General features: G+C 56.5%; 27 protein-coding genes and 1 pseudogene. 10 read left to right on the forward strand and 18 right to left on the reverse strand.

The genetic code is table 11. From position 1 onward, the window contains the following. Positions 1-3: 3 nt before the first annotated feature. A complete protein-coding gene (locus tag EAE_RS18755; protein WP_015705302.1) occupies positions 4-1269 on the reverse strand; it encodes an MFS transporter in 1266 nt (421 codons plus the stop codon). A gap of 41 nt (positions 1270-1310) precedes the next feature. Continuing rightward, complete coding sequence (locus EAE_RS25070; RefSeq protein ID WP_015705303.1) at positions 1311-4418, reverse strand: beta-galactosidase; 3108 nt, start codon at positions 4416-4418, stop codon at positions 1311-1313. 208 nt (positions 4419-4626) lie between these two features. Between EAE_RS25070 and EAE_RS18770 the strand changes: the two genes are divergently transcribed. Further along, positions 4627-5691, forward strand: coding sequence for a LacI family DNA-binding transcriptional regulator (locus tag EAE_RS18770; RefSeq protein WP_015705304.1), 1065 nt, complete (start codon positions 4627-4629; stop codon positions 5689-5691). Between the two features lie 122 nt (positions 5692-5813). Here the strand turns inward: EAE_RS18770 and EAE_RS25425 are convergent, their stop codons facing one another. Beyond that, positions 5814-5942 carry a hypothetical protein gene (locus tag EAE_RS25425; protein ID WP_015705305.1) on the reverse strand — a complete coding sequence of 43 codons (129 nt, stop codon included), beginning with the start codon at positions 5940-5942 and terminating at the stop codon, positions 5814-5816. A gap of 129 nt (positions 5943-6071) precedes the next feature. On the opposite strand from EAE_RS25425, the gene EAE_RS18775 reads away from it, so the two are divergent. After that, complete coding sequence (locus EAE_RS18775; RefSeq protein ID WP_015705306.1) at positions 6072-6320, forward strand: hypothetical protein; 249 nt, start codon at positions 6072-6074, stop codon at positions 6318-6320. Between the two features lie 41 nt (positions 6321-6361). Beyond that, complete coding sequence (locus tag EAE_RS18780; RefSeq protein ID WP_015705307.1) at positions 6362-7318, forward strand: sensor domain-containing diguanylate cyclase; 957 nt, start codon at positions 6362-6364, stop codon at positions 7316-7318. Between the two features lie 120 nt (positions 7319-7438). Here the strand turns inward: EAE_RS18780 and mgtS are convergent, their stop codons facing one another. The 3 genes from mgtS to ftrA form a co-directional block, all read right to left on the reverse strand. Next, on the reverse strand, positions 7439-7534 hold the full coding sequence (gene mgtS / locus EAE_RS18785; RefSeq protein ID WP_004102377.1) for a protein MgtS: 96 nt from the start codon (positions 7532-7534) through the stop codon (positions 7439-7441). Positions 7535-7673: 139 nt separating this feature from the next. Beyond that, complete coding sequence (locus EAE_RS18790; RefSeq protein ID WP_015366741.1) at positions 7674-7889, reverse strand: DUF4177 domain-containing protein; 216 nt, start codon at positions 7887-7889, stop codon at positions 7674-7676. A 64-nt stretch (positions 7890-7953) separates the two neighbouring features. After that, entirely contained in the window at positions 7954-8955 is a 1002-nt protein-coding gene (ftrA, locus tag EAE_RS18795; protein ID WP_015705308.1) for a transcriptional regulator FtrA, read from the reverse strand. 68 nt (positions 8956-9023) lie between these two features. Between ftrA and EAE_RS18800 the strand changes: the two genes are divergently transcribed. Then, on the forward strand, positions 9024-9437 hold the full coding sequence (locus EAE_RS18800; RefSeq protein ID WP_015705309.1) for a rhodanese-like domain-containing protein: 414 nt from the start codon (positions 9024-9026) through the stop codon (positions 9435-9437). A 142-nt stretch (positions 9438-9579) separates the two neighbouring features. Then, positions 9580-10683 (forward strand): cobalamin-independent methionine synthase II family protein, encoded by a 1104-nt coding sequence (locus tag EAE_RS18805; RefSeq protein ID WP_015705310.1) that lies wholly within the window; start codon positions 9580-9582, stop codon positions 10681-10683. 29 nt (positions 10684-10712) lie between these two features. Here EAE_RS18805 and EAE_RS18810 read toward each other — a convergent pair whose 3' ends face one another. After that, entirely contained in the window at positions 10713-11183 is a 471-nt protein-coding gene (locus tag EAE_RS18810) for a helix-turn-helix domain-containing protein (protein ID WP_015366737.1), read from the reverse strand. 115 nt (positions 11184-11298) lie between these two features. Further along, positions 11299-12483, reverse strand: a complete 1185-nt coding sequence (gene ydeE / locus EAE_RS18815; RefSeq protein ID WP_015705311.1) for an efflux MFS transporter YdeE — start codon at positions 12481-12483, stop codon at positions 11299-11301. Positions 12484-12676: 193 nt separating this feature from the next. Here ydeE and eamA point away from each other — a divergent pair. Further along, positions 12677-13590, forward strand: a pseudogene (gene eamA / locus EAE_RS18820) (O-acetylserine/cysteine exporter). A gap of 33 nt (positions 13591-13623) precedes the next feature. On the opposite strand, the gene marB reads toward eamA, so the two are convergent. From marB to marR, 3 genes are read right to left on the reverse strand one after another with little or no spacing between them, the layout of a single operon-like run. Beyond that, a complete protein-coding gene (gene marB, locus EAE_RS18825; RefSeq protein ID WP_015366734.1) occupies positions 13624-13830 on the reverse strand; it encodes a multiple antibiotic resistance protein MarB in 207 nt (68 codons plus the stop codon). A 30-nt stretch (positions 13831-13860) separates the two neighbouring features. Continuing rightward, positions 13861-14244: an MDR efflux pump AcrAB transcriptional activator MarA gene (gene marA / locus EAE_RS18830; RefSeq protein ID WP_015366733.1), complete on the reverse strand. Its 384-nt coding sequence runs from the start codon at positions 14242-14244 to the stop codon at positions 13861-13863. Between the two features lie 17 nt (positions 14245-14261). Next, entirely contained in the window at positions 14262-14696 is a 435-nt protein-coding gene (gene marR / locus EAE_RS18835) for a multiple antibiotic resistance transcriptional regulator MarR (protein ID WP_015366732.1), read from the reverse strand. A 262-nt stretch (positions 14697-14958) separates the two neighbouring features. Here marR and EAE_RS18840 point away from each other — a divergent pair, with 262 nt between their 5' ends. Next, on the forward strand, positions 14959-15627 hold the full coding sequence (locus EAE_RS18840) for a MarC family NAAT transporter (RefSeq protein WP_015366731.1): 669 nt from the start codon (positions 14959-14961) through the stop codon (positions 15625-15627). A gap of 99 nt (positions 15628-15726) precedes the next feature. Here EAE_RS18840 and EAE_RS18845 read toward each other — a convergent pair whose 3' ends face one another. Next, positions 15727-16926, reverse strand: coding sequence for a sugar transporter (locus EAE_RS18845; RefSeq protein WP_015705313.1), 1200 nt, complete (start codon positions 16924-16926; stop codon positions 15727-15729). 194 nt (positions 16927-17120) lie between these two features. Here EAE_RS18845 and EAE_RS18850 point away from each other — a divergent pair, with 194 nt between their 5' ends. Beyond that, the gene (locus EAE_RS18850; RefSeq protein ID WP_015705314.1) at positions 17121-17918 is read left to right on the forward strand and encodes a PhzF family phenazine biosynthesis protein; all 798 of its coding nucleotides are present in this window, start codon (positions 17121-17123) and stop codon (positions 17916-17918) included. Between the two features lie 41 nt (positions 17919-17959). Here EAE_RS18850 and EAE_RS18855 read toward each other — a convergent pair whose 3' ends face one another. The 6 genes from EAE_RS18855 to EAE_RS18880 all read right to left on the reverse strand — a co-directional run bounded on the left by EAE_RS18855 (position 17960) and on the right by EAE_RS18880 (position 23800). After that, positions 17960-18628 (reverse strand): SDR family NAD(P)-dependent oxidoreductase, encoded by a 669-nt coding sequence (locus EAE_RS18855; RefSeq protein ID WP_015705315.1) that lies wholly within the window; start codon positions 18626-18628, stop codon positions 17960-17962. After that, on the reverse strand, positions 18625-19098 hold the full coding sequence (locus tag EAE_RS18860) for a NanQ anomerase/TabA/YiaL family protein (RefSeq protein WP_015705316.1): 474 nt from the start codon (positions 19096-19098) through the stop codon (positions 18625-18627). The genes EAE_RS18855 and EAE_RS18860 overlap by 4 nt, the downstream gene beginning before the upstream one ends. Next, the gene (locus tag EAE_RS18865) at positions 19095-20261 is read right to left on the reverse strand and encodes a sialidase family protein (protein ID WP_015705317.1); all 1167 of its coding nucleotides are present in this window, start codon (positions 20259-20261) and stop codon (positions 19095-19097) included. The genes EAE_RS18860 and EAE_RS18865 overlap by 4 nt, the downstream gene beginning before the upstream one ends. A gap of 2 nt (positions 20262-20263) precedes the next feature. Continuing rightward, positions 20264-21676, reverse strand: a complete 1413-nt coding sequence (locus EAE_RS18870) for a sodium:solute symporter family protein (protein ID WP_015705318.1) — start codon at positions 21674-21676, stop codon at positions 20264-20266. A 72-nt stretch (positions 21677-21748) separates the two neighbouring features. Beyond that, complete coding sequence (locus EAE_RS18875) at positions 21749-22633, reverse strand: dihydrodipicolinate synthase family protein (protein WP_015705319.1); 885 nt, start codon at positions 22631-22633, stop codon at positions 21749-21751. Further along, complete coding sequence (locus EAE_RS18880) at positions 22634-23800, reverse strand: iron-containing alcohol dehydrogenase (protein WP_015705320.1); 1167 nt, start codon at positions 23798-23800, stop codon at positions 22634-22636. A gap of 175 nt (positions 23801-23975) precedes the next feature. Between EAE_RS18880 and dtnK the strand changes: the two genes are divergently transcribed. After that, entirely contained in the window at positions 23976-25211 is a 1236-nt protein-coding gene (dtnK, locus tag EAE_RS18885) for a D-threonate kinase (protein ID WP_015705321.1), read from the forward strand. Continuing rightward, on the forward strand, positions 25204-26190 hold the full coding sequence (locus EAE_RS18890) for a D-threonate 4-phosphate dehydrogenase (protein ID WP_015705322.1): 987 nt from the start codon (positions 25204-25206) through the stop codon (positions 26188-26190). The genes dtnK and EAE_RS18890 overlap by 8 nt, the downstream gene beginning before the upstream one ends.

Genomic DNA, 26190 nt, shown 5'->3' on the forward strand with positions numbered 1-26190 from the left:
CTCTCAGGCCGCGTTGTTATACTCTGCCGTGGGCAGCAGCGTCTTACCGCCTTTTAAGGTAAATAGCGATACCAGGGTAAAGCTCAGGGTGATTGAGCCGAGGATCAGGTAAGCCTGGTGAAAACCCACGGTGTCGTACATCCGCCCGACCCAGGCCGAAAGCACTACGCCGGAAAGCTGTTTCGACAGGTTAAAGCCGATTAAAAATAGGGTGGCGGAAAGCTTAGGGTTAAATGCGGAAGAAATATATTTGAAGGTCCCGACCAGCAGGAACGGTAATTCAAACATGTGCAGCATTTTTAAAATGACCACTTCCACCGCCGAAGTCGCAAATGAAGATCCGAGAATGCGCATCGACATAATTATACCGGCGATCAGCAGGGCGTTTTTCGCGCCGATGCGGTTAATAATTGCCGGGGCGCAGAACATAATCATCGCGTTGAGTAATTCACCGCCGGTGGTGACAAAGCCAAAAACTTCGGTCCCGCGCTGCGGCGTGGCGAAAAAGCCTTTAAAAAAGTTTGCGAACTGCTGGTCAAAAACGTCATATACGCTGGCGACGCCCACAACATAAATAATAAATCCCCAGAAACGCGGCATTCGCAGCAGTTCGGCCGCCGTACGCAGAGAAAAGGCCTGGCGGTTGGCGCCGATGGCGTCAATAACCTGCGCGCTGCTGCTGGCTTCCGGGCGCGATAGCCATAACAACACGCCAAGCACCAGCGCAAAACCGGAGGCTATCCAGAAGGTTATATTAGGATCAATACCGAACAAGATGCCGGTAATTGACGCGCACAGGGCCCAGCCGACGCAGCCCGAGACGCGCACTTTGCCGTATTCAAAACGGTTGGCGCGGCTGACGCGTTCAATATAGGCCTCGACCGCGCCGGAACCGCTGGAAAATACCACGCCTAAATAAATGCCCCCCACCAGCGCGCCGGCGATAATGTTCATTTGCAGCAGCGGCGAGAAGACAAAAATAAAGAACGGGGCGAATAAAATAAGCAGTACGGTAATGGTCCACAGCAGATGTTTACGCAGCCCGAGCTTATCCGAAATCAGGCCAAACACCGGTTGGAAAATAATCGCGAATAGCGAAATGGAGGAGAAAACAATCCCTGTTTCGGTTTTCGTTAAATGGTTTACTTCCGCCAGCCATACCGGGAAAAAGGGAAAGTAAGCCGACATAATGAAATAGTAAAAGAAAAAGAACAGCATGAAATAGATAAAATTGTGCCGTTCGCGGGGCGTGAGTTCAGAGAGTTTCATATCTTATTATACCTGTGCGGTGGGGGCCGAGGCCCCCGTTATTATTGACAATGAAGCGTAACCTGATAGTGCCAGTGGGTTTCGAGCAGCAGCCACTGTGGCAGAACGCTTGGTGTCCAGGAATCATCGCCGCCAACGCCCATATGCTGGCCGTCGAGGGTGATCCAGACGCCTTTTTCCGGCGTCATGCGATGCCAGTGATCGGTCGTCATCAGCTGTTCCGTGCTGTACGGCTGCACCGAAAAGTGGAACTGGCCTGCGACGTGCCAGCATCCCCAGTCCAGCGCTTTGCAATCGCAGCGCAGACCGTTTTCGCTGGGGAAGATATAGGGCGTGCTCATTTCGCTTAGCGGCAATCGCCAGCGTGAAAAACAGGCGCTACTTTTGCGATCCGGATAGTTTTCGTGCGGCCCTAATCCCAACCAACTGACCTCAGCGTGTTGTTCGGCGACCTGGAAGCGCAGCCCGACGCGCGCCAGCGGCGGTAACGTGGCGGCACGTTCACCATCAACGGTGATCTGGAGCCCGCCGTCGGCGGTGAAGGTCATGCGCCAGTGGCTGGCAATGACCGTCTCCTCGCCGCGCAGATAGTGCCAGTGGCTATCAACGATCACCTCCCGTGCCAGCTGTTGCGCCTCGCATTTCACGCAGCGGGTCGTCAACGAATACAGACCGGCGCTCTTCCAGCGTTCGACCCAGGCGTTCGGATCGATACGTTCGACTTCGCTGACGCCGATATCATTGTCCAGCGGCGCACGGACAAACTGATCCTCCAGCGGGGTCAGCAGCTGCTGTTCTCCCGCGCAATACCATTCGCTTAAACGCCCGCTCTGGCGATCGATAACCCAGCGCTGGGATCCGACGCTAACCTCGTAGATCGCGGGTTTGATGGTCAGGACCGGCGCCGGGCCTTCGGCGGAGGTCTCAGCAAGCGCCAGCGGCGCGGTAAGCGCTAGCTGCTGCCAGGCGACGCGGTGACCGGGCTCAGACCATGACGTCGCCTGCGGCTGGATCACCTCGAGCAGCAGCCAGACATCGCGGGCGCCGCGCGGCAGGGCCAGGCTGTCGCTAAGAATCAATTCTGCCCGCCCTTGCGGCGGCAGCACCAGCGCTAAGTCGCCGCTGGCTATCGTTTCTCCGGCGCATTCTACCCGCCAGCGCAGCGTTTCGTTGTCGGTGGCGCGGAACAGGTATTCGCTGGTGATAGCAATGCACAGTGGATTTTGTTCCAGCAAGGCGAACTGGAAATACTGTTGCGCATGTTTGGCCTCGATAAGCGAAGGATGAGCGCGCCGGTCGGGGAATACCAGGCCATTCATGCAGAACTGCCGGTCGTTAGGCTTATCGCCGAAATCGCCGCCATAGGCCCAGCCGACGCTACCATCCGGGAATGTTTTTTCGATTGCCTGGTCGGCCCAATCCCAGATAAAACCGCCCTGCAGGCGAGGATAGTCACGGAAGGCTTGCCAGTAATCGGCGAAATTGCCAAGGCTATTGCCCATCGCGTGGGCATATTCGCAGAGGATTAGCGGGCGTTGTTCGCCAGGCATACCGATCCACTTTTTGATCGACCATTTGGGCACCGCCGGGAAGGGCTGGTCGCGCTCGACGCGGGCGTACATCGGGCAGATAATATCGGTGGCGCTGCTGTCGGCGCCGCCGCCTTCATACTGTACCGGACGCGAAGGATCGTTGTGCTTCAACCATTGGTACATGGCCTGATGGTTGTCGCCGCAGCCGGACTCATTACCCAGCGACCAGATAATGATCGAGGGATGGTTGCGGTTGCTCTGGACCATACGGGTGACGCGCGCGCTGTAAGCGGCAAGCCAGGCCGGATCGTCAGACAGCCGATTCATCGGCACCATGCCGTGAGTTTCGATATTGGCTTCGTCCACCACGTACAGGCCGTAGCGGTTGCATAGCTCGTACCAGCGCGGCGCGTTGGGGTAGTGCGAACAGCGCACGGCATTGAAATTGTTCTGCTTCATCAGCAGAATGTCCTGCACCATATCCTCTTCGTTGACCACCTGGCCGCGCTGATGATGATGTTCGTGGCGGTTGACGCCGCGGATCAATAGCGGCTTGCCGTTGAGCAACAGTAGCCCGTCGCGGATTTCTACCTGGCGAAAACCAATATCCCAGCCTTCCGCTTCAAGCAACGTCTCGCCGCGCCATAGCGATACCACCGCGCGGTAGCAATGAGGCTGCTCGGCGCTCCACAGTCGCGGGCGTTCGACGTCGAGATTGATGATTGCCCGCTCGCCGTAGCTGCCGCGTTCATCAATAATCGGCGTACCCAGCGGCTGGCGCTGGCTGGCAAGGCGCGTTTTGCCATCCCACAGCGCAACCTCCACTTCCAGCGCCGCCAGCGCTTCAGACGCGGCCTCGACGCTAAGTTTGACCTGCAATTGCGCATCGCGATAGCGCGCATCGAGCTGCGGGGTTAATTGCACATCGCTGAGGCGGGCCTGCGGTTTATGCAACAACCAGACTGAACGGAAGATACCGCTCATGCGCCACATATCCTGATCTTCAAGCCAACTGCCCGCGCTCCAGCGCATCACCATCACGCACAAGCGGTTGGCGCCTTGCTGCAGATACGGGCTTAAATCAAAGGCGGCGGGCAGGCGGCTATCCTGGGAGTAGCCAACCCATTCGCCGTTGCACCACAGATGAAAGGCGGAGTTGACGCCGTCAAAGATAATTTGCGTTTGCCCTTCGGCCCGCCACGCCTCATCGACGGTCAACTGCAGCGAATAGCAGCCGGTAGGATTGTCTTCGGGCACCCGCGGCGGCACGGTATCAATCGGATAGCGGACGTTGCTGTATATCGGCGCGTCATAACCCTCCATTTGCCAGTTTGAGGGCACCGGCGTCGGGCGACTGTCGGGCAGGTCATGCTGCAGCCAGCTGGCATCAACCTGAAACGGACTGCGGGCATAGGAAAATTGCCATTCGCCGTCCAGTTGACGACGGCGGTCAGAATGGCGGTTGTCGCGCGCCGCATCGGTATCGCGCCAGCTGGCAAAAGTGGGATGTGCGGGCAGGCGGTTGAGGTGGGTGATAGTCTGGTTCTGCCAGTCCTCGCGGGCCAGGACTTCGTGAAAAGCGGGGCCGCGAGCGGCGCCTGAATCATATCGTTGCATACGCATTCCTGACGGATAATGGTGATAAATGTTATTCGCTAAACAATCTCATCGGGTTATCGGGTATTTTTTGCAGGCCCGCAACGTTGGCGAAAATGAAACCCATTCACGATCACGAATCGCGGCGCAAATAGCAGATTTCTGTCGTAAGGAAGACATAAAATGTTAGCGTAAGACATTAAGCCATTTTCACTGACAGGAGTACGCGATGCAGCGCCGTTCAGCCACTTTAGAAGATGTCGCCCGCGAGGCGGGCGTTTCGCAGCAGACGGTTTCGCGGGTGGTGAATAACCCACAGATAGTGGCGCAGCGCACCCGTGAAAAGGTGCTGCGCGCGATGCAGACGCTTCACTATGTGCCTAACCGGTCAGCACAGCTATTGGCGGGCAAAGCGGCAGCGTCGATAGGGCTTATCACGGCGTCGTTGACCTTACACGCGCCGTCGCAAATTGCCGCGGCGGTGAAACGGTATGCCGGTGAGCAGGGGCTGGAGGTCGCCATCGCCATGCCGGCGCAAAGTGATTATCCGGCACTGCAGGCGCGGCTGGATGAGTTTCGCGCCCAGCATATTCGAGGCGCCATTATCAGCCTGCCGCTGGAGAGCAGCGTCGCCGAACGGCTGGCGGCGGAAAATACGGATATCGCCTGCCTGTTTCTCGATGTCTCGCCGGAAACGGATGTCTCCTGCGTGCGTTTTGATCATCGTGATGGCTGCGGCGCCTGCGTGCGTCACCTTTGGGAATTAGGGCATCGCGAGTTTGGCCTGTTGGCCGGGCCGGAAAGCTCGGTATCGGCGCGGATGCGCCTTGGCAGCTGGCGCGAGACGCTGCACCGGCTGGGGGTCAGTCAATCGATTACGGTGTTCGGCGACTGGAGCGCCGCCAGCGGCTGGCAAAAAACCTTTGAGTTGCTGCATAAAAACCCGAAATTAAGCGCGATCGTGGTCGCCAACGATCAGATGGCGCTCGGGGTGTTAAGCGCGCTGGCGCAGCTTAATCGGCGCGGCAGCCAGGCGATTTCGGTGACCGGCTATGACGATACGGCAGATAGCCTTTACTTTCAGCCGCCGCTTACCACCGTCGCCCAGGATTTTGATCTGTTAGGCCGCCGGGCGGTGGAATTACTGATGCAGCAGATGGCGGCGCCGACCGGTAGCCTGCGCGAACTGCTGCCGGCGCGGCTGGTGGTACGCCAGTCGACGTGGCCGCTCGCGGCGCAGGACAATACCGCGCCGCTGATCGCTGAACTCAAAGCGCTGGTAGAGAAGCTATGAGTACGTCTGCGGTTTAAGATTTATTGAACAAGGGCGTGCTAGCCTGCGAGTCAGACGTAGGAACTCACGACGCTTTTCTACGAAAACGCTAAATACAATCTACGATCTATCCATGCAAGCATTTATTCACCGCCAGTCACATGGCGGTTTTTTTTGCCCATTCCCCCGGTCTCGTCGCTTGTCGATTTTATTATCTTCTGCTGGTTGTTGATAATTTGCGCTGATGGCAGCGTAAATACGTTGTTTTTCATAGCGTGGGTCTCGGAGATTCCCAGGGCTGTATTTTTTAAGGCAGCATAAAATGCTGATAGCTATCGGGATGGAAAAAACGGCCAGGGCTAACCATACTGATGACATTGTGACAGGAAGTGGTGCTTTCAATGAACGATGATTTTCAGGCGATTAAGAACGAATTTGCGAAGTATGCCGATGCGGCGCAAGGGACCGCGGTGGCTTTTGCCATGTATGAAGATTTAGCCCGACGGCTGGCAACTTACTTCCACAACCTCGATCAGCTTAACAAACGACGTTTTCTGCTGAAGCTGGAAGAGGGGGAACGCGAAATTGGCACCCAGGGCAGCTATGACTGGTATGGGGCGCTGACGCGCTTTTCATCGGCTGCGCATTAATCCCGCCACCTGATTTTTTCGCTTTAGTGCAATGAGGCTTTATGAAATTCCCTGGCGTACCGGAAAATGAAGAAGAAAGACTGAAATCGCTATATCTGGCGGACCTGCTCGATACCCGTGATGATGAGCGTTTCGAACGCCTCACTCGGCTGGCTAAAAAAATTTTTCAGGTGCCGGTGGTACTTATCAGCCTGCTCGACCGGGAACGGCAGTGGCTGCTCGCCTGTCAGGGGCTGGGGATTCGCCAGACCCGGCGCGATATCTCTTTTTGCGCCCACGCCATCTTGCAGGACGGCGCCTTCATCGTTAACGATGCGGTCAATGACGATCGTTTTTATGATAACCCGCTGGTGACGGGCGAACCCTATATCCGCTTCTACGCGGGCTATCCTGTCCATCTGCCCGATGGCGCCGTGGCCGGTACGCTATGCCTGATTCATACCACGCCGCGCGAGTTTAACGATGAAGAGATCGCCGTCCTCAAGGATCTGGCGTATATCGTCGAGGATGAGTTCCAGGTGATTGGCATGGCGATGACCGACAGTCTGACCGGCATCGCTAACCGGCGCGGCTTTTACCGCATCGGCGATAAACGTTTCCGTACGCTTACCAGCAATGCAACGCCGTTTAGCCTGGTCTTTTTTGATCTCGATAAATTCAAACCCATTAACGATCTGTGGGGGCATGCGGAAGGTGACGAGGTGCTAAAAACCTTCGCGGCGTTTCTGGCGCAACATCTGCTGCCAGGCGAGGTTGTCGGCCGTTTAGGCGGCGATGAGTTCGCCGCCATCATTACCCGCAACGGGCGTGCCGACACATTCTTGCAAAAGCTGCGTGAGAGTGTCGATCATTACAACCAGACGTCAGGAAAACCCTATAACATTAATTACTCTTACGGCGAGCTACAGAGCGATGTCAGCCGTTATCCGACGCTCGGGGATATGCTAAAACAAAGCGATGAAGTGATGTATTCACGCAAGCGTAGAAAGACCTTATAAGCGGCAGTAAACAGGCGGTGGGGATGATGTGGCAGGCGTTCAAAGAAGTGACTTAAAACAGAACGCCCCCTGGTGCAACAGCAGCAGGGGGCGCTTACGGGTGGGGATTATCGTCGTTCATCAGTCATCCCATTTGTGGCTTAGATACGCGGCCAGAAAACCAAAGAACAGGATTGTTCCCAGTACGGCCATAAAAACATGCATGTTTCCCAGCATGGTCTACCTCCATCATATTTATGCGCTAATGTTGTCCTCATTGAACAGGGTTTACGGTTGTTGAATAGATAATATCCTGGTCAATCTAAACAAACGATTAACCAGAATGGCGTTAGGGTATATGAAATAAATTAACGCATCAGATGGCGCGTTCAAGCACAAATAAATACGCTTCGCGCGACCAGAACAGTGCGCTGCGGCGGCGTTCGACCGCCATGGTTTTGACTTCCCAGCCCTGCTGCGTGTACTCAGTGAGGAACCGGCTCATTTTATCGGGATCGGCTTTCGCTTCGCCAAAAAACATACTGCCCAGCAGCCCCTCTTTATAGATAACGACGCGACACTCTTTTTTCATCAGCTTAATCCTTGCAGGTGTAAATCAACGACGCGAATAATTGTCGCTGACCATCTTAATATTATCACTGACGGGGGGAAAACTTTTTTCGATATTGCAGCGGGCTCACGGCGAAATGCTGGCGAAAGTGATGACGTAGCGTACTGGCATTAGCGAAACCGCAGATTTCGGCGATTCTGTCGATGCTGAGGCGGCTGTCGGTGAGCTGCTGGCGGGCGCGAAGCAACCGCTCATCGAGCAGCCAGCGGGCCGGTGATTTGCCGGTCGCCTGTTGAAAACGGCGCAAGAAAGTGCGCGGGCTCATATCCATCCGTTGCGCCAGCGAGGCGAGGGTATGGCTCTCAGCGAGATGCTGATGCAGGTAATCAAACAGCTGGCCGAGGCGCTGGCTTTCACGCGCTGTAGCCACCGGGCGAATCACCTGCTGCGCCTGCCCACCGTCGCGGTGCGGCGACACCACCAGCCGCCGTGCGACGATATTCGCCGCTTCATGGCCGAAATCTTCGCGCACCAGATGCAGACAGAGATCGATGCCCGCGGCGCTGCCGGCGGAGGTCATCAGCCGCGCATCGCCAACGTACAGCACGTCTTCCACCACCTCAATCAACGGAAAACGCTGCTGCAGCCGGGCAGTATAACGCCAATGGGTGGTGGCCTGCCGCCCATTGAGCAATCCGGCGGCGGCGAGCACAAACACCCCGGAACAGATAGAAACGATTCTGCAGCCGCGCGCGTACGCAGCCGCCAGCGCCTGGCACAACGCTTGAGGAACATCGCTTTCTATACCACGCCAGCCGGGCACCACGATGGTGTCCGCTTCATCAAGCAGCGCCAGCCCGCCATCGCTGACGATACGGATACCGCCGGTGGCGCGAAGCTCGCCATCATCGACGGCGGCGACCGCGAACCGATACCAGCTTTCCCCCATTTCCGGGCGCGGGAGGCCAAAAATCTCCACCGCCACGCCGAATTCAAATGTACACAGGCCGTCATAGGCCAGAACGACGACTTTTGGTGGTGACAGTGTCACATTGCGGGTTGTCAGGATTTCAGCGTTTTCTGTCATCAATGGGGGCGGTGGTCCGGGTACGGTGGTGGTTAAAGTAGTGTTACCACAGACAAGGAGAATACGCCATGAGTGTTGTAAGCCAATTTACACCAGCCGCCCCGGTCGATGCCGCTGCCTGGTTTGCCCATAAATTGAGTTTCGAAACCGACTGCGCGGATGTCCATCACGCCATGCAGCACGGCGAACAGGACTTTGTGCTACTGCACGTGATTGGCAGTCATGATGTGTTTGCCCGTCGCCACCTGCCTGGCGCGCTGCATCTGCCGCATCGCGAGATCAATGCCGCGCGAATGGCGCAGTGGCCCTCGGAAACGCTGTTTGTTGTCTATTGCGCCGGGCCGCACTGCAACGGCGCGGATATTGCCGCCTTAAAGCTGGCGCAGCTTGGCAGACCGGTAAAAATGATGCTCGGCGGCCTGACCGGTTGGGCGGATGAGGGGTTCGCATTTAGCCTCAGCGAAGCCAGCAACATGAAATAAATTCAACAGCCATGAATTTTTCTCGTTTGCCGATGCTCTCTCCGCATGACAGTATCTGGACATATAGACATCCAGAAGTCTAAAAATTCAAATAATGAATTATCACGGCGGGCAACTACCTGCCTGCCGTTAAGGAGAGAACATGCAACGTCACCAGGCCCCGTTCCGTGCAGATATTGTCGGCAGTTTTTTACGTCCTGACGCTATTAAGCAGGCGCGCCTGCAGCTGGCGCAAGGCAATATTGATGCCGGCCATCTGCGTGAAATTGAGAATGAAGCCATCCGCCAACTGGTTCAGCAGCAGTGCGATTGCGGCCTGCACGTGGTGACCGACGGTGAGTTCCGGCGCGCGTGGTGGCACTTCGACTTCTTCGACGGTCTGGAAGGCGTGGAACGTTACGATTCAGAGAAAGGTATTCAGTTCAACGGCGTACAGACCAAAGCGCACGGCGTGCGCGTGACCGGTAAACTGGGCTTCGGCAACCATCCAATGCTGGAAGATTTCCGCTTTTTGAAAAGCGTCAGCGGCAATGCGCAGCCGAAAATGACCATCCCCAGCCCCAGCGTGCTGCACTTCCGCGGCGGGCGAAAAGATATCGATAGCACGGTATACCCGGACCTGGCCGAATACTTTGACGATTTAGCAACCACCTGGCGTGACGCGATCCGCGCTTTCTATGACGCTGGCTGCCGTTATCTGCAACTCGATGACACCGTCTGGGCCTATTTATGTTCAGACGAACAACGCCAGCAGGTACGCGAACGTGGTGACGATCCGGACGAACTGGCGCGTACCTATGCCCGGGTGCTGAATAAAGCGCTGGAAGGGAAACCGCAGGATCTGACCGTTGGTCTGCACGTCTGTCGCGGTAACTTCCGTTCGACCTGGATTTCAGAGGGCGGCTACGAGCCCGTGGCGGAAATTCTCTTCGGCGGCGTCAACATCGATGCGTTCTTCCTCGAATATGATAATGACCGTTCCGGTGATTTTGCCCCGCTGCGCTTTATCCGACCAGGCCATCAGCAGGTGGTACTGGGGCTGATTACCACCAAGAATGGCGAACTGGAAAACCCGGAAGGCGTGAAGGCGCGCCTGCAGGAGGCGGCGCAGTATGTGCCGCTGGAGCAGATTTGCCTGAGCCCGCAGTGCGGCTTTGCCTCCACCGAAGAGGGCAATTCGTTAAGCGAAGCCCAGCAGTGGGATAAAGTGCGGCTGGTCACAGGGATCGCCGCCCAGGTCTGGTAAGGAGATAGCCCGCATTAAGCGGGCTTTTTCTATTTGCGCAGCAGGCGCTGTAGGCGTGCCTGTCGCCAGTGGCGGATCCACCCGGCAAAGACAAACAGACGTAATCCCCGTAGTAGCAATAATGCACCCCAGACGATCGCCACCCACACTGACCAGTAGACATCCGGTTGGGTGAAATGATTAATCACCAGCAACAAAACGCAAACCGTGACCGCCACGCTTAGCGAGCGGAAAAAACGGCTCTCCTGATGCAGACGGCTTTTCGCTTCTTCGATCCGTAAATCGAGCGACGCTTCGTGACCGACAGGCGCATCGTCGCTGAGTTCGGCCACATTTATCTCAAACACTGCCGCCAGAGCGCTCAGGGTTTCTAACCCCGGGCGATCGCCGTTTTCGATCCTCTGGATAGTGCGAACGCTGACGCCAGCCAGTTCGGCAAGCTGTTCCTGGGACCAGGCGCGCTGCAGACGTAATTGTTTGACTCGGGTACTGCTGTTCATGATGTTAATCTCCGGATGGGAACCTGAGACCAGTGTGGTTTTTTAGCCTGCCGGGCGCCACGACAGGCACCCGACAGACAGACGACAGCAACCCGACAGCCGCATGACGCGCGGTTTACGCCTGTACGGTTTGCCACGGACGCACGTTCATGCCGCGGAAAATCATCAGCCAGGCGGCGACTATCGCCAGCATTAAAATGAAGAATAGCGACCAGTGCGGCAGATGGGTGAGGATTATCCCGGTTAGCATCGGATTGAACGCCGCGCCTAACCAGCCTAACGACTGGGCGGAAAAGTAGCTGGCTTTCATACCGGGTGGGGCAATCTGATCGATCAGCATATATTCGCCCGGCGCATAAATAATTTCGCCAAGGGTAAAGATGGCGGCGGAAATGCCCCACATCAGCAGATTATTACCGGAGAGGATAAACCCGCCGAGACCCAACACATAGCACAGGGTGCCGAAGGTCATTAGCGGGCGGATGTTTCGCGCCGAAAGCCGTCGCCCGACGGCATATTGCAACGCGACGACCACCGCGGCGTTGACCGGCAGCACTACCGCGACCACTTTTTCCGCGAAGTCGCTGGTGCCTGCGGCCAGCACATACTGCGAAATGCAGGAGGCGAAAGAGCCGCCGACAAATGACGCCAGCAAGCCGGAAAAGGTAAACCACAGCAAGGCGCGGTCGCGCAAAAGCACCGACGGCGTCCACTGCGGCGTGATGCCTTCCGCACTGGCGGCAGAGGTGCGCTCGACGAAGAGCTGAATAAACACCAGCGGGAAGGCGGCGCACAGCGCAGCCAGCCAGAAAGGCAGGTTAATACTCTGCATTACCAGCAGGGTGCCGATTGGCGGCCCAACGGTCCAGCCGATATTGAGGAAGGTATAGTTGAGCGAAAAGATGCGCGCTTTTTTCTCCGGCGTCAGCACGTCGGCAAACCAGGCTTTCAGTACCGTGGAGAAAACCGAATAGGCGCAGTTGATCAATGAGAAAAAGAACACCACCAGCGCCACGCTATTGACCGCGGGGATGGCGATAAAGCCCACGATAAACGCCACGATGGCGATCAGCATATAGCGTTTTTTGTCGAACTTATCGGCAAGAATACCGAAGCCCATGCTGAAGATAACGCCGACGACCAGCGCGACGGAGAGCGCATAGCCAATGACATCGACTTCCAGCTGGAACCGACGGGTGAGATAAATCGTCATAAAAGGAAGCGTTGCGCCGCGGCCGATGGTTAACAGCAACGACGACGCCAACAGCGCTACCGTTGAGCGCCTGATGGTGGTTGTCATTTTTTCCTTGCCCGATGAAGTGTTTTATTTTTGTTGTGCCCGATCACAAATAGCATGCTAACTGAGCCTTGTATAGCGGGCTCCGTGTCGGAAAGTGCCTTCAGCACCTGCTAAAAATAATGATCTGTTCGAGCGGCGGGAATTTGGTTACTTTGACGGTGGTCATCGTTGACCAGGAAGACAGGGGCTTCGTATGACGCGCAGAGATGGACTGCTGGCAATGCTGGTAGTGGTGGTGTGGGGGCTTAATTTTGTGGTGATTAAGCTCGGGTTACACAATATGCCGCCGCTGATGCTGGCGGGGTTACGTTTTTGTTGGTGGCGTTTCCGGCGCTGCTGTTCGTTGCGCGGCCCAAAATACCTCTGCGTCTGCTGCTGGGCTACGGCCTGACCATCAGTTTCGGCCAGTTCGCCTTTTTATTCTGCGCGATTAACCTTGGTATGCCGGCCGGGCTGGCTTCTCTGGTGCTGCAGGCGCAGGCCTTTTTCACAATCGTGCTGGGCGCTTTTGTCTTTGGCGAGCGGTTACAGGGAAAGCAGGTTGCCGGTATCGCGCTGGCGATTTTTGGCGTCCTGGTACTGGTTGAGGCCAGCCTTGGTGGCCAGCACGTGCCGCTGGTCGGTTTTATGCTGACTCTGGCGGCGGCGTTTAGCTGGGCCTGCGGTAACATTTTCAACAAGAAGATTATGTCTCAGCAGCACAAGCCGCCGATTATGTCGCTGGTGGTGTGGAGCGCGTTGATTCCGGTTTTACCGTTTATGCTGGCGTCGTGTATTGTTGATGGGCCGCAGGCGATGGCGGCAAGCCTGGTGAATATCGACGCCACGACCGTGCTATCGCTCATGTATCTGGCGTTTGTCGCCACTATTGTTGGTTACGGTATCTGGGGAGCGCTGCTGGGACGTTATGAAACCTGGCGGGTGGCGCCGTTGTCGCTGTTGGTGCCGGTGGTCGGGATGGCCAGCGCGGCTCTGCTACTCGGTGAACGGCTCAATGGCCTGCAGCTGTTGGGGGCGGCGCTGATTATGGGCGGGCTCTACATTAACGTGTTTGGTCTGCGGATGGTGCGCCCGGGCGCGGCGCGGGATAAAAAAGCCCCGCGTTAGCGGGGCCCAGGAGATATCAGAACAAGTGGAGCATTAGTTGTAATACGGTACGCCCAGCTCATCCGATTTATCATTGCCGGCAGCCATGTGATTAAAATCAAACGGCGAGTCGTTATGTTCCGAAGGAATAATCATCGCATCCCGGTTATTGTGGCGAACCGGAGTGGTGGTTTGCTCCGCGTAACTCTGGCCTGCAGCCAGCGCCATTAGCACGATGGCGGCGGTAGCGAATAATTTCATGATTTCCTCGATACGTCTTTATGCAGGCGATTAACAACAATAATTATTTAGTGGCATCAGGTAGCGGGATTCTCCCGGAACGTTGGTGATGCGATATTTGTGCGGCGGAACATCGAAGTAGTTTTTAAACGTTCGCGTCAGCGTCTGTTGCGATTCAAAACCGTAACGTTCAGCCAGATACAAAATTGGCTCGTTGCTCTGCTTGAGTTTTTGCGCAATCTCCGTCAGCTTACGACTGCGGATGTACTGGCCCAGCGAGTGGCCGGTCTCTTTCTTGAACATTCTTTGCAGGTGCCATTTGGAGTAACCTGAGCGCTCCGAAACTTTCTCCAGCGACAATGGAGATTCCAGGTTCTCTTCGATCCACGACAAAATACTATGGATAGTGATGGCGTCGTTATTGCGTCTGGACATCATCTTACCTCTTCTTATTACGGCAGGACTTTCTTGAGCAGTTGCTCAAGCATGACCACTTCGTCTGCCGTTAGATTTTTTGTTAGTTCCTGGTGCAATTTTTGACCCACAACCTGATGACAGTGCTCACAAAGGGCTGCGCCTTCTGGAGTCAGTTGCACCAGAATGCCGCGCTTGTCATTGGGGTTGGGCAACCGTTCTATCCAGCCTTTGCAGACGAGTCTGTCGAGCATGCGCGTCATTGCGCCTGGATCGACCGACAGAACGGTCTTCAGCTCAACGGGTGTCGTACATACCTCGCAGCGAATGGAACAGAGCACCCGAAATTGGGTAGCGGTGATATCCATGGGTGAAAGGTAGTCGTTGAGCAGTCGATCTTTTTTCTGGTTAACCATCTGGATCAATCGGCCGAGAGGGATCATCTCGTTGAACAGATTGTTGGTGTTTTCCATGATAGTTGCCCAGGCAATTATTTAGTTGCGATGGATATTATTGCCGTGGCAATCATAAGTCAACATTATGAATTCGCCGATGCCACGATTTGCTAAAGAACGATAATTTGATGGTGGTCACTTTTTTCCATTTTACTAACGCTTGTTATTTTTTATAAGCGTGATTTTTTCATGGGGTGTGGCATCTGCGCTGCTGCTGTCGATATACTCACGGGGTGAAACTGTACTGAAAAAATGATACTTAACGGGATGTTGACTCACTATGCTGGAACTCTTTAAAGCAATAGGGATCGGTCTGGCGGTGATTTTACCGCTGGCGAACCCGCTCACCACCGTGGCGCTGTTCCTCGGCCTGGCGGGCAATATGAACAACGCCGAGCGTAACCGGCAATCGTTGATGGCATCGGTGTATGTCTTCGCGATCCTGATGGTGGCGTGGTATGCCGGCCAGGTGGTCATGAATACCTTCGGTATTTCCATTCCCGGTCTGCGTATCGCCGGCGGGCTGATCGTGGCTTTTATCGGTTTTCGTATGCTGTTTCCGCAGCAGAAAGCCCATGATTCGATGGAAGCGAAGATCAAATCGGAAGAACTGCAGGATGAACCCACGGCGAATATCGCCTTCGTGCCGTTGGCGATGCCTAGCACCGCCGGGCCGGGCACCATTGCGATGATTATCAGCTCCGCCTCGACGGTGAAGCACGGCGTCGATTTCCCTGATTGGGTAGTATTGGCGGCGCCGCCGATTATCTTCGCGCTGGTGGGGATCATTCTGTGGGGCTGCCTGCGAAGTTCCGGGGCAATCATGCGGCTGGTGGGGAAAGGCGGCATAGAAGCGATTTCCCGCCTGATGGGTTTCCTGCTGGTCTGTATGGGGGTTCAGTTCATCATTAACGGCGTGCTGGAGATTATCACCAACTATCACGCCTGATCGCGATAACTTTCTGAAAGGCCCGGCGACGTGTCTGTTTCGGGCCTTTTGGGGATAGGATGTCGGCGCCGCGGGCGGCATTGACCGCCCGCGGCGTTATCATGAGTGATGCGCTTGCTGTTCATCAAGCGGCGTTGGCCAGCGGCGAAAAATCATCACTGCCCAGACCAGCGCCACCAGCGCCGGCACTGCGCCAACGTAGCCTATCGCCGACATCGACAGCTGCGTACTCACCTGGCTGCCGACCAGCGCGCCGGCGCCTATACCAATATTGAAAATACCCGAAAATAGCGACATCGCGACATCGGTAGCATCCGAAGCCAGCGCCAGCACTTTCACCTGCATGCCGAGGCCGATGACCATTATCGCGATCCCCCAAAACACGCTGAGCAGCATCAGCTGGTTGGCGTTCCGTGAGGCGGGTAGCAGCAACAGCAGGCATATTAGCAACAGGCCGATAGCGGTGGTAATCAGCGCGGAAGCATGTTGATTGCCCAGCTTGCCGAAGATAATACTGCCGATAATACCTGCGCCGCCGAGCACTAACAGCAGTAGGGTGGCGAAGTTACCGCTAAGGCCAGCGACGGTTTGAACGAAGGGTTCAATATAGCTGTATGCCGTGTAGTGCGCGGTCACCACGATAACCGTCAGCAGATAAATGCCGAGCAGCGCCGGGCGGCGGAACAGTTCCGGCAGGCTCTTCAGCGAACCGGAATGTTCGCTTGGCAGCGCCGGCAATAGTTTCGCCAGGCACACCAGCGTCGCTAAAGCGCCAAGACCAATGGCCAGGAAGGTGGTGCGCCAGCCGAAATATTGCCCGACGATACGGCCAATAGGGATGCCGAACACCATGGCCAGCGCGGTACCGGTGGCGATAAGACTTAGCGCCTGTGCGCGCTTGCCGGGAGGGGCCATACGAATAGCCAGCGCGGAGGTGATCGACCAGAACACCGCATGGGCGAACGCAATGCCAATTCGACTCACCACCAGCACCGTGAAGTTCCACGCGAAAAATGACAATACGTGGCTGGCGATAAATAAGACGAACAGGCCAATGAGCAGGCGACGGCGCTCCATCTGGCTGGTCAGCAGCATGAATGGCAGCGACATCAATGCCACTACCCAGGCATAAATGGTCAGCATGATCCCGACCTGGGCCGTTTCCATGCCGAAGCTGTCGGCGATATCAGACAGCAAACCGACCGGCGCAAATTCCGTGGTATTAAAGATAAAGGCGGCAATTGCCAGCGTGACGACCCGCAGCCACGCGACTCTGCGTGAGACCGTATTTGTAAGCATAAATTCCGGGCTGGTAGTAATGAGAAGAAGAGAAGGCGATCTTAAAACGAATGCTGCTGAAAATACAATCACTTTGTGATCTGTGTCTCATTTTATGCTGACACCTGTGCCTGCTAACAACTTAATTTTTCAGCTAATAGTGTGCACCCGCGCTTTCTGTGTCATGTTGATAGACGATAAAAAAGGGGAGCACGATGAAAGAAATTAGTTTTTACCTGGTCGATGCCTTCAGCGATCGCAATTTTGGCGGCAACGCGGCGGCGGTGTGTCCGCTCAGCGAATGGCTGCCTGATGAAACGCTTTTAAAAATGGCGCAGCAGCATAATCAATCCGAAACGGCGTTTTTTGTTCGTACCGACAGCGGCTATGAGCTGCGCTGGTTCACTACCCTTGATGAGATTAATCTCTGCGGTCACGCCACCCTCGCAGCATCGCACGTGATTTTTGAATATCTCGATCACCCTTCGGCAACCATCGTATTCAGCACCCGTTTTGTCGGTGAACTGCGGGTGACGCGCAGCGGCGATTGGCTGACGCTGGATTTCCCGGCCTGGCAAACGACGCCGGTGCGCGACGTGCCGCCGGCACTGTTCGCCGGGTTGGGTATCGATGATGCGCTGGAGGTGCGGGAAGGGCGTGATTACCTGGTGGTGCTACGCGACCGGGCGCAGGTTGAAGCGGTACGACCGAATATGGCGCTGCTGGAGACGCTGGATAAGCGGATTTGCATCAGCGCCGCCGACGAGGAGTACGATTTTGTCAGCCGCTTTTTCTGTCCCGGTGATGGGGTGCCGGAGGATCCGGTAACCGGTTCAACCCACAGTATGCTGATCCCCTACTGGGGAGCGAAGCTCAATAAAACCGACCTGCTGGCGCGCCAGGTGTCGGCGCGCAGCGGCGAGCTGCGCTGCCAGTGGCGCGATGACCGCGTATTGATTAGCGGCCAGGCGACCACCTATCTGCGCGGCACGGTCTATTTGCGCGAAAGTTAACGTTAGTTTCCCCGGCTGACGCAGCGCTTAGCCGGGCAATCCTAACTAAGCGAGGCGCCGCCGCACATTACCAGCTCTTGTCCGGTCATGGCCGCGGCCTCTTCGCTAAGAAGCCAGCTCACCAGCGACACCACTTCCTGTGGCTTAATCAATCTACCGAGCGGCGGCGTCTTCGGCGGCGAACTCTCCCGCCCTGGCTGGCGCAGCATTGGCGTATCGGTGGCGCCGGGGGCGACCACGTTAACGGTAATGCCCGCCGCGGCAAGTTCCGCCGCCCAGCTTCTCGCCAGCGCCGCTTTGGTTGCCGTATACTGAGAACGGCCTGCCGCTCCGCGAGAGGTTCGGCTACCCAAAAGGATAATCCGACCGCCGCGGCTCATAACGGGCGCAAAGCGGTTGGCTAAGGTCTGCGCTGCATCCACATGCAGACGCCATAACGTCTCGCCACGCAGTGTGTCAAGTTCTCCTAGCGGCGCCGCCGCCATCATACCGGCGGCATGGATAATCGCCTGCGGCGTCGGTACCGACGACAGAGCATCAACCAGCTCCTGGCGGTCGCTCAAATCGACTGCCAGATGCCTGAAGCCTTCATGAGCGAATGGCGGCGCGGAGCGGCTTAGCCCGAGCACCTGCCAGCCCTCCGCCAGCAGTTGCCCCACAATCGCCGCGCCGATCCCCGAACTGGCGCCTGTGACCAGTGCCTGCTTCATGGCGCCTCCAGCATGCTGCGCGGTACTTTAAACACCGCTTTCCTCACCGGGGCGGGTGTTGCAAAGGCGCATAGCGCCTGGTGTGGTTCGCCGGGCAGAAAGACCGCGAAGTCGCCGGCATGCAAATGCAGCGTGACGCTTTGCGGCGTCTGCTGGCTGATAAAGAGATCTGGTTTGCGTTGTTCATCGTCGGGTTGGCCGCTGTACAGCGTACCGGCATGAATAGTCTCCTTTCCGCTTAAAATGACCTGAATATCGGCCCACTGGTGGTGGTATTCGGTATGTCGCTGTTCTGCCGCCTGGGTTTGCGCGGTGCCGATGGTGCAGTACCAGTCGCTATCAGCAGGCTGAAAGCGACCATCTTCACGGGCTGTCAGGGCGGCAAGAGAACATTCAGGACGGCTGAGGATTTGCCGTAACGCCAGTGGCAACCCCGCCTGAGGCAGGGCGTTCAGATTACCGATGATCATGCGATTTCTCCTTTCACCCACTGCGGCGATACGCGGATATACTTGATGGCCTGTCGGTACCAGGTATAGGCAATGTGTAAATTACCGTCTTCACCCTGTTTAATACTGGGGTAGGAGAATTCGCGGTTCAGTTTTTGTTCGGAATTGTTGGTCATACAGTAGCCGTCACCCTCATCAAGGTTGCGCATCCATGGCCAGCTTTTACCGCCGTCAGCGGAAATCGCCACGGTCATTGGCGCACGCGGTGCGCCCCAGAAGGCGGTTTTGCCAGTGCGTTCAGGCTCTTTACGACCGTCATCATCTTCTATTTCATCGTATAACGATGCCCGACGCTCGCTGGCGCCTGCTGCGCTCATGTTATTGAACACCAGTGCCAGATCGCCGTTGCTCAGCGTGGTAACCTGAATGGACGAGTTATTGTTTGGCAGCGTGGTGGGGATCGGCGCTGACCAGCTTTCGCCAAAATCTGTCGACCGGCTGTACCAGATATGATCGGCCCAGCGGCTGCGGAAGAAGGCGACCAGCGAGCCATCGGCCAGCGGGGTGATATTCATATGCACGCAGCCGAGGCTCTGCGGTACCGCCACGTCGCGCCAGCTCTTGCCGCCATCGGCTGAGATTTTTACCGCGCTCACATCATCGTTACCGACCCATTTCTCCCCCGGCCGGGTACGACAATAGAAAACCGGCAGCAACCAGTTACCGTTGGGCATCACGCTGATGGGTTGCCGAATAAAGGTGCCGGGTTCATCGAGCAGGGTGGCTATTGCTCCCCAGTGTTTTCCGCCATCGCGCGACTGGCGATAACGCACAATAGCGGTGTCCTGATTGCCGGCGTGCTGCGCGGTCCATAATAGCCACAGCACGCCATCTGGAGCCTGAAACAGCACCGGGTTTTGTTCCGAACGCTGCGGATCGTCGGATAACTTTACTGCTTCGCTCCACGTTGTGGCGCCCGGCGCTAAACGCGCCCCCCAGACTGAAATATCCGCTTTTCCTTCCTGCGAACCCCCGAACCATACGCACAGCAGCGTGCCATCGGGCAGCGGCAAAAGATTGGCGGCATGGTTTTGCGGGCAGCCGGAGGGCAACATTGCCCATGCCAGATGAGGATCCTGTTGGTGTTGGCGAATTACGCCGTCAAAAGTTGGGGTGGTGGTCATTTTTACACTCCACGTTGTTCAATGGGGGCCGGGGATGATTGTTGCGCTTTATTGGGGATCAGGCGGTCGATAACCATAATCAGGGCCGGGGTGATCAGCGCGATGTACATGTTATTGATGCCGAACGGATCGCCGAGCAAATACCACGCCGAAGTCACCACGCAGGCGCCGATAAGGCCAGCGTTCGCGCCGCGGGCGCTCTTAAAGAACGGCGCATAGAAGGCGATGACCGCGACGACGGTGATAGAGAGCCTGATGGCGCGGGTAAAGAAGGAGAGCTTCAGCACTTCCGGGACCAGCAGCACAAAAATAAGCGGCAGAAAACCGATGATCAGCGAGGCCCAACGGGTGGCTTTAAACTCCTGCTCCGGCGTTGGATTGCGCCACGGCACGTAAAAATCTTTTACCACCAGCGAGGCAATCGCCAGGGCAACGGTACTGACGCTAACGAAAATTGAAGCAACAAGTGACGTTGTCACTAACCCGGCAAGCCACGGGTTCATATCTTGCAGAAACACCGGCAGGGCGTACAGGCTGTTGATTTCCGGGTGTAAAAACTTCGCCGCCACGCCGATAATGGCGATCGCGAAGGCGATAGGCAGGCAGAAGAAAAAGGCAATCCAGGTAGAGCGTTTCGCCGATTTTACGTTTTTGGTCGAACTGATCGCCTGAATGACAAACTGGGTACAGAAGATGGAGCCGATGGTGCCGATAAGCCAGGCGCAGATCGTGCCGGCGCCAAAATTACCATCCCAGGTCCAGTAGTAATCTGGCATTTTCTCGATCATTGGCGTAAAACCGCCGGTTTTTGCCAACGCGAAACCCATAATAATAAGCAGGCCGGCATATTTTAAAGCGCTGTGCAGCATGGTGACCCAGGCCACGCCTTTCATACCGCCAAAGGCAAAATAGAAAGTACTGACGATGGCGGTAATAAACGCCGCGAGGGGTAAATTGATTTTTAATACCGTGGAAATTGCCGCCGCGCCGCTGACGTAGTTACCGACGTTCACCAGCAACAGGGCGTAAATCATAATAATGGAAATAATATTCTTGGTGCTGGTGCCGTATTTCTCGGCAATCGCCCCGGAAATAGTAATTTTGCCAGTGTTATAGATGCGCTTAACCAGTATCAGGCCAAATAGTGGAAAGCCAATGGCGGCGCCCAACACCGACCAGGAGGCGGCAATCCCGCTCTCAAAGGCGGCCTGTGCGGTTCCGATAGTGGACTTGGCGCCGATATATTCCGACATCAGTAGGATACCGACAATAAAGGCTGGCATCGCGCGCGAGCCCTCCATAAAATCCCCGGAGTTTTTACTTCTAATACGGAACGTCAGCCAGGTGGTAAATAAGATATAGGCGATGACAATGCCAACAATAATAAAGGTATCTTCAGTGGTAAAATGATTCATCTTAGCCTCTCTTTGGGCGTACGAATCCTGGGCACGCAGGTGCCCGGTCTATTTTGTTGAAGAAGCGCAGGCTTAATTAAGATACTGCGCGATGATTCCACGTATTTGCTGCAGTTGAGATGCGCTAAACTGCACCGCGTAGCGGCTATCGCCGACCTCATGGCCCATCAGCTGCAATGCTTTTTTCACCGCGGCGGGGGAAAAGGCGACTTTGTAGAGATCGGTACGCAGGCCGGTGACGTTTTCCTGCGCCAGCCTGGAGGCTTCAATATCGCCTGCCTGGAAGGTTGACCAAATCGCGTTAATCTCTCGTGGCGCAACGTTAGCCAACCCGGAAATGCACGCTGAACAACCGTCAACGAAACCCTGATGAATCAGCGAATCCGGCCCGTTCAGGACATTAAAACCGTCGATATCCTTCACCGCATCAAGAAAGCCCTTAAGACTCTCATAACTACCGGCGCTATCTTTGATGCCAATGATGTTGCCATGCGCAGCCAGCTGACGTGCGGTTTGCGGTTCAATGGTGTTACCGGTGCGCGCCGGGATGTTATACAGAAATACCGGTACGCTCAGCGCATCAGCGATCGCCGTGTAGTGGCTTACCAGCTCATCTTGTTTTAGCGGCACGAACCACGGGGTGATGACGGACACCGCGTCGACGCCTGACTTTGCTATCTGCTGGCCAAGACGAATGGTTTCCCGCGTCGACACTTCGCCAATATGCGCCACCACCGGCGCGCGTCCGGCAACCGCCTCGACGCAGGTTTCGGCAACAGCTATTTTTTCCGCTTCATTGAGGACGAAAAACTCGCCGTTGGTTCCGCCGCAAAAAATGCCATTACCGGCGGCCAGCTGTCGTTCTACCTGTTGGCGCAGCGCCGTCAAATTAAGTTCACCGCTGGCGGTAAAGGGGGTAACAATGGCGGTTAACACGCCGCGAATGGAATGATGCATTTATTTCTCTTCTCCCTGATGAGATGACTGTGGAAACAGCGTCTGGTAAATCGCCTGGACTTCGTCCTGGTTCACGCTGCATGGGGCATTATTCATTAATCGTTTTACTTCCAGCGCCGCGGCGCTTAGCGTTTCAATACTCTCTGGTGGTACACCCAGCGCGGCGAGGTTGTCCGGCAGCGCCAGGCGTTTCACCAGTTGCGCCAGCCAGCGGACCAGCGCATGAGATTTCTCTTCGTTATTCAAGGTCAGATCGGCGTCCGGGATCAGATCCCAGACCTGAGCGAATTTATCCACCGCGTGCGGGCGTACGACCTGCATACAGGGGGCCAGCAGAATGGCGTTCGCGACGCCGTGCGGCAGATGCCAGGTGCCGCCAAGCGGGTAGGAGAGCGCGTGCACCAGATGCGTGCCGGCATGATTGATAGCCACGCCGCCATAGTACGAGGCCCACAGCATCTCCAGTTTCGCCGTAAGATCCTGCGGGTGGGTCACGGAACGCTCAATATGCCGCACCAGCTTATGCAGGCCGATTAAGGCGGCGTTATCGCTCACCGGGTTAGCGACGGTTGAAGTAAAGCACTCCAGTAGATGACACAGCGCATCGATGCCGGTGGAGGCGGCAATGGCCGCAGGCATGCTGGTGGTCAGTTCCGGCAACAGAGCCACGAAATCCGGCAGCAGTACCGGGGAGATAATCCCCACTTTGGTATTACGTTCGGGAATAGCCAGGATGGCGTTTGGTGTCGCTTCCGAGCCGGTGCCTGCGGTGGCGGGTATCAGCAGCGATGCCAGACGCAGGCGCGGTTTCTCGCTGTCGATCAGCGCGTTGAGCGCAGGGGAGGCGGGATGAAGTAATACCGAGAGCAGTTTCGCCACGTCGAGGACGCTGCCGCCGCCGATACCGACGACCATCTCCGGTTGCGCTCCCGCAAGTTGGGCAACAATTTGCGCCACGTCATGTTGGCTGGGCTCTGCCGGTACGGAATCCACGATCCTCACATCAACGTTATTCTCGCCCAGCAGATGTTGGATCTGTTTGGTCGCTGCCAACTTACCAACGTTCGCATCGGTGACCAGTAAAATGCGCTTTTTACCTGCCAGCACTGGCTTCAGGGCTGATATGGCGCCCGCGCCGCTGATAATCGTGCTGTTAATCGTCGCCACGTCTCACTCCTCTATTGTTATGATTGAATTCAATCAGAATGCTTAGTGTTCACTCATTTTAATGAGCAAAAGTTATAATTTATACGGACGTTTAATAACTTGAGCTTGCTCACATTTAATCAAATATGATTGAATATAATCATTAACGATTCAAATAAGCGATGAAGGAAAGAGAATGAGCTGCGGCGATAACCCTGTTCTGGTGCTGGCAGATGACTTTACCGGGGCCAATGATGCTGGTGTCAGTCTGGCGGAAGCGGGCCTGGCGGTTGAGGTGGCCTTTAACGCCGGCCATCAGTCCACCACCCGGGCGTTGGTCCTCAATAGCGATAGTCGGGCGCTTTCCAGGGCGCAGGCTGCAGAGAAAGTGAACGCAGTACTCCGTGATGCGGCAAATTTCGCCGCCGTCTGGCAGGTGAAGAAAATCGACTCCACCCTGCGCGGCAATCCCGGCGCGGAACTGGAGGCGATGATGCGTGCGCGGAGCTGCTCTGTCGCGGTTGTCGCGCCTGCCTTTCCGGATGCAGGGCGTATAACCCGCGGGGGGCGCTGCTATGTCCACGGCGTAGCGCTTAATGAAACAGAATTCGCCAGCGACCCCAAAACCCCGGTCACTAGCGCCGATATTGGGCAATTGCTCGCCATGCAGAGCCAACTGCCGTGCCGTTCGCTTGACGTGCGACAGCTGGCAGCCGCCCTTGCGGAAGAGAGCGACCAACCACGAGTGTTGATTATAGATGCCGAAGAAGACGAGCAGCTGGATGAGGTTATCGCCGCGGTAGCCAGTCGCGCGCGGCAAACGCTGCTGGTGGGCTCTGCGGGGATCTGCGAGGCGCTGGCGCGCTATCTGCGCCGGGATGCGGCCGGGCCGTTGCTGGCGGTGGTCGGCTCCATGAGCGAAATAGCACAGGCTCAGGTCGCCGCTTTGGCCGGCCATCCGCGGGTCGAGCGGATCGGGATTGATACCGCCCGCGCCTTTAACGGCGACGCCCTGGCCGATGCCCGGCGAATCGCCGCGGTGCTGGCGGCAAGTCATCATTGCGTGGTTACCACCTGCGCGGACAGCGCTGCCCGGCACGGTATTGAGGCGCAGTGCCGTGAACGCGGGGTGAGCCGCGCGTCGCTGGGAGAACGGATCTGCGCTTATCTCGCGCAGGTCACCCAACTTGCCGTTGAGTTACATGCGCCCGGGGCGCTTTATCTGTCCGGCGGCGATGTCGCTATCGCCGTCGCTCATGCGCTCGGCGCGCAGGGGTTTCATATAACCGGCCGAGTGGCGCAATGCGTGCCGTACGGCCATTTTCTCGGAAGTCGCTGGCCGCGTCCGGTGATGACCAAAGCAGGGGGATTCGGTACGGAGACCACGCTGCGGGATGTCGTGAATTTTATTGAGGAGAAACTGAGTGTCTAACATGATTGCGGTAACGATGGGCGACCCGGCGGGCATTGGTCCGGAAATTATTATTAAATCACTGAGCGAAGGGGAACTGAGCGGTGCGCCGGTAGTGGTCGTGGGCTGCGCGCAGACGCTGCGGCGAATCCTGGCGCTGAACATTACCCCGCGTGCGGAGTTGCGGATTATTGAGCACCCGAGAGAAGCGCTGTTTTCACCCGCGACGATTAACGTGATTGATGAACCGTTAAGCGATCCGCAGGCGTTGCGGCCAGGCGAAGTCCAGGCACAGGCCGGCGATTTGGCGTATCGCTGCATCAAGCGCGCCACCGCGCTGGCGCTGGCTGGCGAAGTCAAAGCTATCGCCACCGCGCCGTTGAATAAAGAGGCGTTACATCTGGCCGGGCACCATTTCCCTGGACACACCGAACTGCTGGCCCATCTGACGCAGACCAAAGATTATGCCATGGTGCTGTACACCGATAAGCTCAAGGTGATCCACGTTACCACCCATATCGCGCTGCGGCGTTTCCTCGATACCCTAAGCCAGTCGCGGGTGGAGACGGTTATCCGGGTTGCCGATGATTTTTTACGCCGCGTGGGGTATTCGCAGCCGCGCATCGCGGTAGCCGGAGTGAACCCGCACGCCGGTGAAAACGGTCTGTTTGGCGATGAAGAAATCCGTATCGTCGCCCCGGCCGTCGCGGCGATGGAGGCGCAGGGTATCCATGTTGTCGGACCGTGCCCGCCGGACACCGTCTTCATGCAGTGTCACGAAGGCATGTACGATATGGTGGTGGCGATGTATCACGATCAGGGGCATATTCCGCTCAAGTTGCTTGGATTTTATGATGGGGTGAATATCACCGCCGGGTTGCCGTTTATCCGCACTTCCGCGGACCACGGCACCGCCTTTGATATTGCCTGGACAGGTAAAGCGAAGTCTGAGAGCATGGCAACCTCCATTGAGCTCGCCATGCAAATCGCACAGGAATAA

Source organism: Klebsiella aerogenes KCTC 2190 (assembly GCF_000215745.1).
Lineage (GTDB): Bacteria > Pseudomonadota > Gammaproteobacteria > Enterobacterales > Enterobacteriaceae > Klebsiella > Klebsiella aerogenes.